The organism is Cyanobium sp. T1B-Tous (assembly GCF_024345475.1).
Classification (GTDB): domain Bacteria; phylum Cyanobacteriota; class Cyanobacteriia; order PCC-6307; family Cyanobiaceae; genus Cyanobium_A.
This window is the reverse complement of the sequence record NZ_JAGQBE010000013.1, coordinates 40,846-53,464: the sequence shown is the minus strand read 5'-3', so window position 1 is coordinate 53,464 and position 12,619 is coordinate 40,846. Positions and strand designations below refer to the sequence as shown.

Annotated in this window: 13 protein-coding genes; 7 read left to right on the top strand and 6 right to left on the bottom strand. The window is 67.3% G+C overall.

Going from position 1 to position 12,619, the window contains the following annotated elements:
- The 4 genes from KBY71_RS05260 to sds form a co-directional block, all read left to right on the top strand.
- Positions 1–435, top strand: a 435-nt coding sequence (locus tag KBY71_RS05260; RefSeq protein ID WP_315858523.1) for a nitrilase-related carbon-nitrogen hydrolase, incomplete at its 5' end; no start/stop codon positions are given.
- An 8-nt stretch (positions 436–443) separates the two neighbouring features.
- Positions 444–1,547, top strand: a complete 1,104-nt coding sequence (locus KBY71_RS05255; RefSeq protein ID WP_254927910.1) for an N-acetylmuramoyl-L-alanine amidase — start codon at positions 444–446, stop codon at positions 1,545–1,547.
- Positions 1,544–2,359: a glutamate racemase gene (gene murI / locus KBY71_RS05250; RefSeq protein WP_254927909.1), complete on the top strand. Its 816-nt coding sequence runs from the start codon at positions 1,544–1,546 to the stop codon at positions 2,357–2,359. The genes KBY71_RS05255 and murI overlap by 4 nt, the downstream gene beginning before the upstream one ends.
- Positions 2,360–2,391: 32 nt before the next feature.
- A complete protein-coding gene (gene sds / locus KBY71_RS05245; protein WP_254927908.1) occupies positions 2,392–3,363 on the top strand; it encodes a solanesyl diphosphate synthase in 972 nt (323 codons plus the stop codon).
- 13 nt (positions 3,364–3,376) lie between these two features.
- Here the strand turns inward: sds and KBY71_RS05240 are convergent, their stop codons facing one another.
- Positions 3,377–4,033: an HAD family phosphatase gene (locus KBY71_RS05240; protein ID WP_254927907.1), complete on the bottom strand. Its 657-nt coding sequence runs from the start codon at positions 4,031–4,033 to the stop codon at positions 3,377–3,379.
- Positions 4,034–4,163: 130 nt separating this feature from the next.
- On the opposite strand from KBY71_RS05240, the gene acs reads away from it, so the two are divergent.
- Positions 4,164–6,155 carry an acetate--CoA ligase gene (gene acs / locus KBY71_RS05235; protein WP_254927906.1) on the top strand — a complete coding sequence of 664 codons (1,992 nt, stop codon included), beginning with the start codon at positions 4,164–4,166 and terminating at the stop codon, positions 6,153–6,155.
- A gap of 1 nt (position 6,156) precedes the next feature.
- Here acs and KBY71_RS05230 read toward each other — a convergent pair whose 3' ends face one another.
- The 4 genes from KBY71_RS05230 to KBY71_RS05215 form a co-directional block, all read right to left on the bottom strand.
- The gene (locus KBY71_RS05230; protein WP_254927905.1) at positions 6,157–7,893 is read right to left on the bottom strand and encodes a bifunctional diguanylate cyclase/phosphodiesterase; all 1,737 of its coding nucleotides are present in this window, start codon (positions 7,891–7,893) and stop codon (positions 6,157–6,159) included.
- Positions 7,893–9,056 (bottom strand): FIST signal transduction protein, encoded by a 1,164-nt coding sequence (locus tag KBY71_RS05225; protein ID WP_254927904.1) that lies wholly within the window; start codon positions 9,054–9,056, stop codon positions 7,893–7,895. Before KBY71_RS05225 ends, KBY71_RS05230 begins: the two co-directional genes overlap by 1 nt.
- Positions 9,057–9,166: 110 nt before the next feature.
- On the bottom strand, positions 9,167–9,892 hold the full coding sequence (locus KBY71_RS05220; protein WP_254927903.1) for a DUF1350 family protein: 726 nt from the start codon (positions 9,890–9,892) through the stop codon (positions 9,167–9,169).
- Between the two features lie 2 nt (positions 9,893–9,894).
- Positions 9,895–10,350: a peroxiredoxin gene (locus KBY71_RS05215; RefSeq protein WP_254927902.1), complete on the bottom strand. Its 456-nt coding sequence runs from the start codon at positions 10,348–10,350 to the stop codon at positions 9,895–9,897.
- Positions 10,351–10,444: 94 nt separating this feature from the next.
- On the opposite strand from KBY71_RS05215, the gene KBY71_RS05210 reads away from it, so the two are divergent.
- Positions 10,445–11,299 carry a 3'-5' exonuclease gene (locus tag KBY71_RS05210; protein ID WP_254927901.1) on the top strand — a complete coding sequence of 285 codons (855 nt, stop codon included), beginning with the start codon at positions 10,445–10,447 and terminating at the stop codon, positions 11,297–11,299.
- 109 nt (positions 11,300–11,408) lie between these two features.
- Complete coding sequence (locus tag KBY71_RS05205) at positions 11,409–11,663, top strand: hypothetical protein (RefSeq protein ID WP_254927900.1); 255 nt, start codon at positions 11,409–11,411, stop codon at positions 11,661–11,663.
- Positions 11,664–11,670: 7 nt separating this feature from the next.
- On the opposite strand, the gene KBY71_RS05200 is transcribed toward KBY71_RS05205, so the two are convergent.
- The gene (locus tag KBY71_RS05200; protein ID WP_254927899.1) at positions 11,671–12,546 is read right to left on the bottom strand and encodes a LysR substrate-binding domain-containing protein; all 876 of its coding nucleotides are present in this window, start codon (positions 12,544–12,546) and stop codon (positions 11,671–11,673) included.
- Positions 12,547–12,619 lie beyond the last annotated feature (73 nt).

The following is a 12,619-nucleotide window of genomic DNA, read 5'->3' as shown; positions in this document are numbered from 1 at the left end:
GAATCCGCCACCGTCAAGCCTGGCGACCAGTTGCCCCCGGTGGTTGAGGTGCCCGGCCTGGGGCGGATCGGCCTCTCCATTTGCTACGACGTCCGCTTCCCGGAGCTCTACCGCCATTTGGCGGAAGCCGGCGTGGATGTGCTGATGGTGCCGGCGGCGTTCACCGCCTTTACGGGCAAGGATCACTGGCAGGTGCTGTTGCAGGCCCGGGCGATTGAAAACACCGCCTATGTGGTGGCGCCAGCCCAGACGGGCTTGCACTACGGCCGTCGCCAGAGCCATGGCCATGCCCTGGTGATTGACCCCTGGGGCACGGTTCTGGCCGATGCCGGCGTGGGTGTGGGCTTGGCGGTGGCTCCGGTGGATCCTGGCCATGCCACGCGCGTGCGAGCCCAGATGCCGAGCCTCCAACACCGCCGGCCGGCCCTGTTCTGACCGTCCTGATGCGCTGGACCGTCGGATTCAAGGTGAGTCGCCTGCAGTGGAGCTCCGTTCTCGCGGTCCTCGCCGTGGTGTTGGCTGCACTGCCCACCTGGGCCTCCTCCCTGGCGGCTTGGCGGATCACCCGGGCCGGCCAGCTCGAGCTGCGCACCAGCCTCGATGTCCGTCCCCAGGCCTTCTTCGAAGCCGGGACCGCTCTGCGGGGGCCTCGCGTCTGGGTGGACCTGCCAGGAGCCCCGTCCCGGACCCGCAGCGTGCCCGGCAGTGGTGCCCTGCGCGAGGTTCGCATCGGTCGGCCCGATGGCTTCACCACCAGGCTGGTGCTCGAGTTTGCCCCGGGCACCCAGCTGGATCCCGCCGGCCTCAAGCTGGTGGGCACCGCCCGTGACCGTTGGCGCATGGAGCTGCCCGGGCTGGCCATCCAGGGCGGCACGGGTATCGGGGAGGGGGATCTCGATGCGGTCACCCGTGACCTCCCCATTCGTCAGACCAACTTCCCAACGGCCACCACGCCCCTCTCGGCCGATGGCTTGCCGGTGGTGCCGCGGGGACGCTTCAAGGTGGTGATCGATCCCGGCCATGGCGGCCCAGATCCCGGGGCCGTCGGCATTGGCGGACTGCGGGAAACGGATGTGGTGCTGGATGTTTGCCTGCAGATGGCCCAGCTGCTGCAGGCCCGTGGCGTGCAGGTGCTGATGACCCGCACCTCCGAGGTGGATGTGGACCTGCCGCCCCGGGTGTCCCTGGCCAACAGCAGCGGTGCCGACCTGTTCGTCAGCGTCCACGCCAATGCCCTGAGCATGGCGCGTCCTGATGTGAACGGAATCGAAACGTTCTATTTCGAAGGCGCCGGATTCAAGTCCCGCCGTCTGGCGGCCGCCCTTCAGGAGCAGATGCTGGCCATCTCCCCGGGCAGTCCGGATCGGGGGGTGCGGACGGGTCGCTTCTTCGTCATCCGCCGCACGGTGATGCCCTCAGCCCTGGTGGAGATGGGTTTTGTCACCGGGGAGCTCGACTCCCGCCGCCTGGCTGATGCGAATTTCCGCCGCCGCATGGCCCTGGCCCTGTCCGCCGGGATTCTCAATGCCCTGCAGGAGGGCCCATGAGCGCCTTGGTGGGCCTGTTTGACAGCGGTCTGGGCGGCCTCACGGTGTTGCGCCGGCTTCAGGAGCGCTATCCCCATTCCTCGTGCCTGTATCTCGGTGACACCGCGCGGGTGCCCTACGGCCAGCGCAGCGTGGCCGACATTCGCGCCATCGCCGCCGAGGTGGTGGCTTGGCTGCGTCACCAGCAGGTGGGCGTGCTGGTGATGGCCTGCAACACCTCCAACGCCCTGGCCCTGGATGTGGCGGTGGTGGAGGCCGGGGTGCCGGTGGTGGGGCTGATCGACAGCGTGGCGGCGGACCTCGGCAGTGATCGGGTTGGGGTGCTGGCGACCAGCGCTACGGCGGCCAGTGGTGCCTACCGGCGGGCGATCCATGCCTGCCATCCCCACGCCCAGGTGCTGGAAATCGGCTGTCCGGCCTTCGTACCCCTGATCGAGGCTGGCGATCTGCAGTGTCCGGAGCTGGAGGTCGCGGCCCGGGGCTATCTCGCCCCCTTCGTGGCGGCCGGGGTCGACACGGTGGTGTTGGGCTGCACCCACTACCCGATGTTGCGGCCGCTGCTCACGGAGCTGCTCCCGCCCCATGTGCGGCTCGTGGATCCGGCTGAAGCGGCGGTGAAGCGCTTGGGCCCCCTGCTCGCCAGCATGGGGGGGATGCCGGAGGGGGAGCTCTCCGGGGTGGCGGTGGTTCCCCCGGCTGATCGCACCCGCGTCTGCGTGAGTGGTTGTGCGGAGGCCTTCGCTGATGGGGCCAGCCGTTGGTTGGGATACCGCCCAACGGTGGAGCGCGTGGACCTGCGGTCGGTGGGTTGAGCCTTCTAGGATCTCGCCACGGCGGAGGTGTTGTGGCAACGGTTGCAGAGCTGCTCCAGCCCGTAGAGGCTGATCTGGATGCCCTGCTGGCCGACCTGCGCAGCTTGATCGGAGCCGGGCACCCCATCCTCCAGGCCGCCGCTGAACACCTGTTTGCCGCCGGAGGCAAGCGTCTCCGCCCCGGCATCGTGCTGCTGCTGTCCCGGGCGGTGGCCGCGGACGGCGAACTGGGCCCGCGCCATCGGCGCCTGGCCGAGATCACCGAGATGATCCATACGGCGTCGCTGGTTCACGACGACGTGGTGGATGAGGCCGCCACCCGCCGCGGTGTCGACACCGTGCACAGCCGCTTCAACCACCGGGTGGCTGTTCTGGCTGGCGACTTTCTCTTTGCCCAGGCCAGTTGGCACCTGGCCAATCTCGACGATCTCGAGGTGGTGAAGCTGCTCAGCCGCGTGATCATGGATCTGGCTGATGGCGAGGTGAAGCAGGGCCTGTTCCGCTACGACACCGGCCAGAGCTTCGAGACCTACCTCGAGAAGAGCTACTGCAAAACCGCGTCTCTGATCGCCAACAGCGCCCGCGCCGCCGGCGTGCTGACCGGCCTGGCCTCCCAGCAGCTCGATGACCTCTACCGCTTTGGGCGTCAGCTGGGCCTGGCCTTCCAGGTGGTGGACGACATCCTCGATTTCACCGGCAGCGACCAGCAGCTGGGCAAGCCGGCCGCCAGCGATCTGGCTTCGGGCTATCTCACCGCCCCGGCCCTCTACGCCCTCCAGGAGCGCCCGGCCCTGGCGGGTCTGATCGAACGGGAGTTCAGCCAGGAGGGCGACCTGGAGCAGGCCCTGGAGCTGGTGCGCGGCTGTGAGGCCATTCCCCGCTCCCGGGCCCTGGCCGAAGGCTTTGCGAAGGAGGCTGCCGCCGCCTTGGATTGGCTCACCCCGTCCGAGCCCAGCAGGGCCCTGCGTGCCTTGCCCGATTTCGTGCTGAGCCGGCTCTACTGATCGGCTGTGGCGCTCAGAGCGCCACCTCTTTCAGCGATCTCAGCACCGTCACGCCCTCGGGAACGGTCAATGCGGCACCAGCTGCCAGATCCGGTACCAGGGCAAACACGCGGCAACCGGCTGTGACGGCCGCCTGAAGGCCTGCCTGGGAATCCTCGAAGGCCCAGCAATCCGCGGGCGCGGCCCTGAGCCGCGCGGCGGCCAGCAGAAAGGGTTCTGGTGAGGGTTTGCCACCACGCAGCTCTGGATCATCTCCGTAGACGCGCACGGTGATCAAGTCCAGCCAGGGGTGGGGAGCGGCTTTGCGTTCCACCGCTGCCCTGGCGCTGCTGGTGGCCAGGGCCATCGGGATGCCACGTTCGAGGCAACGCTGCACCAGAGCCTCTGCTCCTGGCATGGGCGGGGCAGCGACCAGCAGCCGATCAGCCAGGGGCTGGCGTACGGCCAGGAGGGCCCCAAATCCAGGGGAGGAGCCCGTGGCGGTGCGGATCCAGTGGCACACCTGTTCGGCGCAATCGGGACGGCGCCGGCCCCGCAGGCTGAGCAACTGGCTGGCATCCAGCGCACAGCCGAAGTGGATCGCCGCCTCCTGCCAGGCGAGGGCCTGGAGTGGCTCGGTGTCGAGCAGGACCCCGTCCAGATCGAACAGGCAGGCGGCAGGGGTGCCCATCTCACCATCCTGCAGCAAGGCCAGGGGCCGGGGCCATCACGACGTCCCGTTACATGGCCCCGTCCCGGGGCAGCGCCGGTGGCCGGGGCTGGGTTGAATGGTCCCAGCTCCTCAGCCCCGCTCCTGCCCCATGTCTGATGTCACCACGGGCGCGACGATCGAATCGGGACTGCAGGAGCAGCGGCTGTTCCCTCCGCCCCAGGCCCTGTCTGATTCGGCGCGCATCGGCTCCCTGGAGGCCTATCGGGCTTTGTGTTCCAAGGCGGAGGCTGATCCCGATGGCTTCTGGGGGGATCTCGCCCGCCGTGAGCTCCACTGGTTCGAACCCTTCCACACCGTGCTGGATTGGACCAATCCACCCTTTGCCCGCTGGTTTGAGGGCGGCACCACCAACCTCAGCTTCAACTGCCTCGATCGCCATCTCGAGGGCTCGCGCGCCGAGAAGACGGCCCTCATCTGGGAGGGGGAGCCCGGCGACACCCGTAGCTTCACCTACCGGCAGCTCCATGCCGAGGTGTGCAAGGCCGCCAATGCCCTCAAGGCCCTCGGCATCGGCAAGGGCGACCTGGTGGCCCTCTACATGCCAATGGTGCCGGAGGCCGCCATCGCCATGCTGGCCTGCGCCCGCATCGGTGCCCCCCACTCGGTGGTGTTCGGCGGCTTTTCGGCCGATGCCCTGCGCGATCGCCTGATCGATGGCGAGGTGAAGGCGGTGATCACGGCCGATGGCGGCTTCCGCAAGGACAAGCCCGTGCCCTTGAAACCCGCCGTGGATGAGGCCCTGGCCGGCAATGGCGGGGCCCCCTCCGTGGAGCATGTGCTGGTGGTGCGGCGGCTGGCTGGGGCCGGCGGCGACTGCGCCATGACGGAGGGGCGCGACCACTGGTGGCATGAGCTGGTGGAGGGCCAGAGCGCGGAGTGCGCCGCAGAGCCGATGGCCAGCGAAGACCGGCTGTTCGTGCTCTACACCTCCGGCTCCACCGGCAAGCCCAAGGGGGTGGTGCACACCACTGCCGGCTACAACCTCTGGGCCCACCTCACCTTCCAGTGGATCTTCGACATCCGTGAGGACGACATCCACTGGTGCACCGCCGACGTGGGCTGGATCACGGGCCACAGCTACATCGTGTACGGCCCGCTCTCCAACGGTGCCACCACGGTGATGTACGAGGGGGCACCGCGCCCCAGCAAGCCCGGTGCCTTCTGGGAGGTGATTCAGAAGCACCGCTGCACGATTTTCTACACGGCCCCCACGGCGATCCGGGCCTTCATGAAGAGCGGCCGCGAGGTGCCTGATCAGTACGACATGAGCTCCCTGCGCATTCTCGGCACCGTGGGCGAGCCGATCAATCCCGAGGCTTGGATGTGGTATCGGGATGTGATCGGCGGCGATCGCTGCCCGGTGATCGACACCTGGTGGCAGACGGAGACTGGTGGCGTGATGATCAGCCCCCTGCCGGGCGCCACGCCCACCAAGCCGGGCTCCTGCACCCTCCCCCTGCCGGGGATCGCCGCCGACGTGGTCGATCTGGAGGGCCTCTCCCAGCCGGCAGACGCGGGTGGCTACCTGGCGGTGCGCCGCCCCTGGCCCGGGATGATGCGCACCGTGCACGGCGATCCGGAGCGCTTCCGCAAGAGCTATTGGGAGGAGATTCGCCCGGCCGACGGCAGCCACCTCTACTTCGCTGGCGATGGCGCCCGCCGGGATGCCGATGGCTACTTCTGGGTGATGGGCCGCGTGGATGACGTGATCAATGTGAGTGGTCACCGCCTGGGCACGATGGAAATCGAGAGTGCCCTGGTGAGTCACCCCACCGTGGCCGAAGCGGCGGTGGTGGGCCGGCCCGACGACCTCAAGGGGGAGGGGATCGTGGCCTTTGTCACCTTGGAGACCGGACGCCGCGGCGATGACGCCCTGATCGCCGAACTGCGCAGCCACGTGGCCAAGGAGATCGGCCCGATCGCCAAACCCGATGAGATCCGCTTTACCGATGCCCTGCCCAAGACCCGCAGCGGCAAGATCATGCGGCGCATTCTGCGGGCCCTGGCCGATGGCCAGGAGGTGAGTGGCGACACCAGCACCCTCGAGGATCGCTCCGTGCTGGATGCCCTGCGGGTGTAGGTCAGGGTGTGGTCAGCAGGGCGGCGGTGGGCCGCCGGGGAGCGATGAAGCTCCGTTCGGTATCGCCGATGGAGAGGGTGCGTCCAAACAGATAGCCCTGGCCGTAATCGCCTCCCAGCTCGCGGATGCGTTCCAGCTGCATCTGGTTCTCCACCCCTTCGGCCACAACCTCCAGTTCAAGGGCCCGGGCGAGGGAGACGATCGTGGTGGCGATCACTTCATCCTCCGGATTCATCCCCAGCCCATTCACGAAGGAGCGGTCGATCTTCAGCACACCGACCGGGAAGCGTTTGAGATAGAGGAGAGATGAATAGCCGGTGCCGAAATCATCGATCGCCAGGCGCACATTCAGAGCACGCAGCGCATTGATGGTGCTCACCGTGGATTCAATATCTTCCACCAGAGTGGTTTCCGTGATCTCCAGGTAGACATTGGTGGGTTGGATGCCCGTGGTTTCGAGGATCACCTTGATCCGCTCTTTCACCCGTGGATCGGCAAGGCTGCGCGCTGACAGGTTGGAGGAGAGGCGCAGATGCTCCAGACCAGCAATCTGCTGCCATTGGGCGATCGCCGAGCAAGCAGCCTCGAAGACGGTCATGTCGATGTCCTGAATCAGTCCGCTGTCTTCGGCCTGCTCCAGAAAGGCGCCTGGAAGCAAAAGCCCCAGCTGGGGGTGCTGCCAGCGCACCAGCGCCTCAAAGCCCGACAAGGTGTTATCGGACAGGCGAAACAGGGGCTGGAGATGGGTGGTGATTTCACCATTGCCCACCGCATGGCCAAGCGCCTCCTCCAGGGAGAGACGTTGCTGCGCTTGCAGGCGCATCGAGGAGTGGAAGCTCGCGTAGCGCCCCCGACCCAGGGCCTTGGCGCGATACATCGCCATGTCGGCGTTTTCCAGAACGGAGGAGGGATTGTCGCCAGCGTGCGCAAAGCTGATTCCAATCGACACGGTGTGGCTGAGCTCCGAGCCCGCCACCCGCAGGGGCTGGCGAATCGCGGCAATGATTCTCCGGGCGAGTTCGCTGGCTGCGTTGCGGTCGCTGGTGCGGGTGATCACGATGAATTCATCGCCCGAGAGCCGTCCCACCAGATCGCCATGCCGAACCGCGTCCTTGAGGATGCGGCTGACGTGGATCAGCAGTTGATCTCCGGCGGCATGGCCATGGGCGTCATTGATCCACTTGAAGCGATCGATGTCGATGAACAACACAGCGGTCACCAGCGACTCGTCACCGACCGGATGGTCAATGGCTGACCGAAGACGATCGAGCACCATCCGCCGGTTGGGCAGCCCGGTGAGGGCGTCATGGGTTGCCTGTTGATAGGCATCCTTTCGGGCCTGGCGTTCCGACGACACGGCCCGCAGCATCTTGATGCTGAGTTCGATGCTGCGGGCCATGGCCCGCAGCAGGGCCCGTTCCTCCAGGTCGAAGCGTTCGCCCAGGCGGCCAACAAACAGCACGTCGCGGCGCCCCATGGGTGCCCAGCACGTGTGCAGCGCTCCAGAGCGGATCTGGATGTCAGTCGGTTGCTGCTGGGCCTGCTGCACCAAGTGCGTCTGGTCAGCTTCGCTCAGCCCGATGCACCAATCGATCTGTCCCGCGCAGAGGATGGCGGCCACTTCCGCATCCACCGATTCCGCTACACGGTTGAGCACATTGCGGAGGTTGTCGGGATCCTCGGTCGAAAACGCCGAGAGGATCTCCGAGAGCATGTGCAGCGACCAGGAGGGCTCCATCAGCCGATCGCCAGGGTCACCAGCGTTTGATTGTGGAACCCGCCAGCCCCTTTGGTCCTGCAGATTTCGCCATAGGTGTAGAACCCTGCCATCGGCACCTGGCCGCAGCTGCTGGTGATCAGATCGGTTTCCTCATGCACCCGATCTTCGGTGAACACCGCACGCCTCGAGACACAGTCAAACAGGAACAGACCCACCGGCTCTTCCCCGTTCAGGCCCGCCAAAGCCGATTGACACGACTGGGCGGCCGCATCGAGAACGGAGTCAAAATCCCCTTCGGTGAGAAAGGCCAGGGCCCCCTGGGGTACTTCGGCCACCGTGATCAGCTCCCGCGTCTGAAGGTTGAAGCCCGTGATGTGGCGCATTTCGATCTTGTCGCGACGGCGAATTCCGATCGGATGGGTGGCGGCGAAGTCGGCAAACGCGGCCTGATCCGTTCGGGCAGCCTCCGGTGGATTGAAGAAATCCAGATACACATCCAGAGCGGGTTTGTCCTCCAGCGAGGAGAGGAGGTTGCCCTTGCTGCCGGTCACCAGCATCGGCTCACTGGCGGGCCTCCATCCGTGGCTCACACCGATGCCCAGGGGGCGGTCTGAGCTGATGGCAGCGGCAACCACCGACTGGCTCATCACCCGGCGCCCGTGGATCTGGCGCGTGCGGCGCATCGCCAGGTAATCACCGGCACAGCCTCCCACCAGGGGGACGTCGATGGCGGCCACGTCATAGGCGCCCCGCACCACCTCCATCTGATCTCCGCAGAGGCCATCGGACAGCATCATCAGCACGGTGTTGGCCCGCTGATCGAGCTGATCCAGGCAATGGGCGGCTTCGGTGGCCGCCTTGCGCAGACCGAGGTCGTCACCTTGGCCCGATCCGGTGGTGACGGAGATCGCGTCCCCGCCCAGGGCCCAGAGCACCAGCGCATGAGCCACCGCTCCATCCGGAGCGATTTCCCCCGACGTGGTGCAGCCGATCACCTGGGTGCCGGGCAGGGCCTGGTGCAGGCCTTCCGCAATGGTGGGCAGGTCGAAGTGGGGCGCCACCAAGGCGACCACCAACTTCGGGGCCGTGGGGCTCTCGAGGGAGCGCAGGGCCTCCTCCAGGGCTTCGGTCGTGCCGGGTTGCGTGGAGGCCCCAACCTTGACCCAACTTGCAGCGCCCATGGTGTTGATCCCTGGAACAGCCAGTTCGCAGAACGGAACCTGGTATCCCTTCTTCACTATGAACCAGCGCTGCCACAGATGGCCATTCCACGGCCTGCCGACCGGCTCCCTCAAGCGCAGGCAGGCGGTAGGGCGTGATCGATCGTGTCGGCGATTCGCTCCAGGGCTCGCTGGCGGCTGGGATCGTCAGCCCAGTTGCCCAGAAGGTTCTGGCGCAGCCCGGCGCTGGCTGGGGCCAGATGGTCCCCTGGCAGCTCGGTGAGCCGGCTGCCATCCCCGGCTCGGCTCTGCAGCACAGCCAGGAGCCGCTTGCTCTGATCGATCTGATCCCGCTGGAACCGCACCAGCAGGTTGTGCGGCTGCCGGTAGCTGCGCGCCACCTGCAGGAGGGTTTCTTCCGGCGACGGACTGAACTCGCTGCGAAAGTTGAACTGCTGTCCCAGTTCCGCGAGCAGGGGCACGGAGCGCTCGGCGGAGAAGTTGTTGAAGCTCAGGGCCACCAGGCCGTCGCAGGCACGGCCGCCGTCGGGGGCCAGCAGGTGGAGCTTGCAGCCCAGGCTGTGGCCCAGACGCAGAACGGGTTCGGCCAGGTCCCCGTCCCGCAGTTGGCGAAAACGCCGCCAGGCGGTGTTGGCCTGGTCCTGGTGGTCGAAGCCGGGCACATAACTCCAGGCCCGGATCCGCCAGCCGCGGGAAGCGAGGGCTTCCAGCAGCCGCCGGTAGCTGAGCTGGGGTGTGGCCGCCAGGTAACTGCCACCGATGAACTCCACGGTGCCGCGGGGGCGGCCGCTGGGCTCAAGCTGCCAGATGTCGCCCCGCTGGCGCCACTGCGCCATCGTCAGAGGCCCAACCGCTGCAGGGCGGCGCGGGCTTCGTTGCGGTGGGCAGCACCGTCCAGCAGGTTGTTGAACACATGGCGGACGACTCCGTCGCCATCGATCACGTAGGTGACCCGTCCGGGCAACAGACCCAGCACCCCGGGCACGCCGAAGGCCTTGCGCAACTGGTTGCCCCGATCCACCAGCAGGGGATAGGGGAGGTTGTGGCGGCTGGCAAAGCGCTGGTGGCTGGCGGCATCGTCGCCGCTCACCCCCCACACCTCGGCGCCCAGGGCCTGGAGGTCCGCATAGCTGTCCCGGAAGGCGCAGGCTTCTGCGGTGCAGCCCGGGGTGTCGTCCTTGGGATAGAAGAACAGCACCAGGGCCTTGCCGGCCAACTGGTCGCTGCGGCGTTCGACGCCGTTCTGATCTCCCAGGGCGATCAGCGGTGCTCGGTCTCCGGCGGCTAGGCCCATGCCCCAATCACGGGTTGGTCAATCAGCCTAAGCAGGCCCCTCTGGCCTGCGGCGGATCGGGCTGGGACGATGGGGCCAGCAGTCCCTGGCATCCGTGAGCGGCCCGATCGAGGAACAGCCCAGCCTCTGGCAACAGAGCGACCTGCTGAGCCTGGCGCCGGCGCCTGCTGAAGAGCGCAGCCCTGCCGGCAAGCCCGAGCGCGAGCCCCAATTGCCCCCCCTCTCCGCCCGCGGGGAGACGGGACGGCTCGCCCCCACCACCCTGCTCATTCTCGATACCGAGACCACAGGCCTGGAACCGGCTTCGGCCCAGTGCATCGAGCTGGGGGCCGTGCTGTTCCATGTGCCCACCCGTGCCGTGCTCAGCCAGGTGTCGTTCCTGCTGCCGGCCCTCGCCAATCCAGCCCAGCACGTCAATGGCATTCCGGCGGCCGTCAGCCGCTTGCCCCAACCCTGGCAGGCCGGCCTCGCCCATTTTCAGGCCCTACTGGACGCCTGTGATGCGGTGCTGGCCCACAACGCTGCCTTCGACGCCCAATGGTTTGGTTTCGACCCCTTGCCTCCGATCACCAAACCCTGGATTTGCTCCATGGACGACATCCACTGGCCTGCGGAGCGCCAGCTGCGGGCCGCCCCTTCGGTGCGGGATCTGGCCCTGGCCTATGGCGTGCCGGTGTGGGCCGCCCACCGGGCTCTCACCGACTGCACCTATCTGGTGCAGGTGCTGGAGCGCTGCAGCGATCTCGAGCCGTTGCTGGTGGCCGCCCTGGAGCCCAGGTTGCTGTTCCGCGCCAACCTCTCCTACGCGGAGCGGCATCGGGCCAAGGAGGCGGGGTTCCGCTGGAATGATCCCGTGCGGGGGGCCTGGAGCCGTCGCCTCAGTGCGCGGGAGGCCGAGGCCCTGCCCTTCCCGGTGCAACGGGTCGAACTGGATGGGGTTGCGGCCTGAGGCTCCGGACCGCTCCACCGAATTTCTTCCAATCTCCGAAGCCTGCCGGGGCGTTCCTGTCTTTTGCCAGGGGGTGGCACAGGCTGGTGGGATCGTCGCCATGGACGCCATGGCCAGTCGGGTTCGATTCCGGGTGCTACGGGTGGTCGGGGGGCCGCAGCAGCGGCTGCTCCGCTGGCAGTCCGTGCGCACTTGGGCCCGGTTGATCCGGGAGGCCGAAGGCCTGTGGCGTGTGGATGTGCGCGACCTCAGGCGCTTGGCGGCCCATGAGTTGGGCCAATTGCTCCAGGAGGTGCCGCCGCGATTGAGGCGCCGGGTCAATCGCTGGCTGGAACGGCTCAAGGTGGCCACCCGGCTGGGCTAGGTGGCTGTCAGGCCGCGAGCCTCACCGCATCGTTGCCTGTTGCCAGGAGCTGGGACTGGGCTTGCAGCCGATCCAGCAGTAGGGCCACGCCAGGCTGCTCCAGCACGTCGGTGCGCACCACCAGGCTCACCTGGCTGTCCACGTTCAGGCTGAAGTCGAGTGGTTGCTGGCTCGGTTGGTGGAGCAGGGTGATGGCGGTGCCGTAATGCAGAGCCAAAGGAGGTGCGCCGGTCAGGTCGGGGCCGTAGTGCCGTGCCGGTGACAGGTGCAAGGGCGGCTTGAAGTCCAAACGCTTGATCTGGCGTTCCGTCCGCGGATACTGGCCCGGACGCGGTGCCAGTCTCGGAAAGGGGGCCAGGTCAGCACTGCTGAGCTGGCCTTGACCGTGGAGCGGATGGCCTTCAGCGGCCACGATCCTCAAGGGGGTGCGCAGCAGCCGAATGCGGGAGAAGGTCTGGGGATCGAGCTGCGGCAGGTCCTGGTCCATGCCCGTGATCCAGGCATCCAGGACCCGCTCGCGCAGCAGCTCCAAGGGGCGATGGCTGCCAATGGTCTTGATCCGGCCCTGGATCCAGGCCTGGGATGCCGTCGAGATGTCCTGGAGCAAAGGAGCTGCCAGGTAGCTGGCATCCACGCGCAAAGGGCTGCCCTTCAGGAAGCGGTGAAGCTGGTGCACCTGCCGCTCGAGGGCCAGCAGCTCGCTGTCCTGTCTGAGCGCCCACTCCCCCTGCCGCCGGATCAGGTTGAGGCCAAAGGGGCGCAGGGCCTGGTGCACCCGCCGCGAGATGGTGCTCTGGTTGCAGTGGCAGTGGCGAGCCACTTCCGTTCCCGTCCCGAGCCAGATCAGGAGGTCGAGGGCGTCGAGGTCGTCAGCCTGAACCATCCCTGCCGAGATCGATTTCCCTGTCTAGGAGCGTCGATCGGATGTGCCAAGCCCTGGGCTGACGTCGTCACAA

Excerpts from the sequence above, each read along its gene's own strand:
- KBY71_RS05200 (WP_254927899.1), bottom strand. The coding sequence starts at position 12,546 with ATGGTTCAGGCTGACGACCTCGACGCCCTCGACCTCCTGATCTGGCTC.
- KBY71_RS05220 (WP_254927903.1), bottom strand. The coding sequence starts at position 9,892 with ATGGCGCAGTGGCGCCAGCGGGGCGACATCTGGCAGCTTGAGCCCAGC.
- acs (WP_254927906.1), top strand. The coding sequence starts at position 4,164 with ATGTCTGATGTCACCACGGGCGCGACGATCGAATCGGGACTGCAGGAG.
- KBY71_RS05215 (WP_254927902.1), bottom strand. The coding sequence starts at position 10,350 with ATGGGCCTAGCCGCCGGAGACCGAGCACCGCTGATCGCCCTGGGAGAT.
- KBY71_RS05225 (WP_254927904.1), bottom strand. The coding sequence starts at position 9,056 with ATGGGCGCTGCAAGTTGGGTCAAGGTTGGGGCCTCCACGCAACCCGGC.
- KBY71_RS05255 (WP_254927910.1), top strand. The coding sequence starts at position 444 with ATGCGCTGGACCGTCGGATTCAAGGTGAGTCGCCTGCAGTGGAGCTCC.
- murI (WP_254927909.1), top strand. The coding sequence starts at position 1,544 with ATGAGCGCCTTGGTGGGCCTGTTTGACAGCGGTCTGGGCGGCCTCACG.
- KBY71_RS05240 (WP_254927907.1), bottom strand. The coding sequence starts at position 4,033 with ATGGGCACCCCTGCCGCCTGCCTGTTCGATCTGGACGGGGTCCTGCTC.
- KBY71_RS05205 (WP_254927900.1), top strand. The coding sequence starts at position 11,409 with ATGGCCAGTCGGGTTCGATTCCGGGTGCTACGGGTGGTCGGGGGGCCG.
- KBY71_RS05230 (WP_254927905.1), bottom strand. The coding sequence starts at position 7,893 with ATGGAGCCCTCCTGGTCGCTGCACATGCTCTCGGAGATCCTCTCGGCG.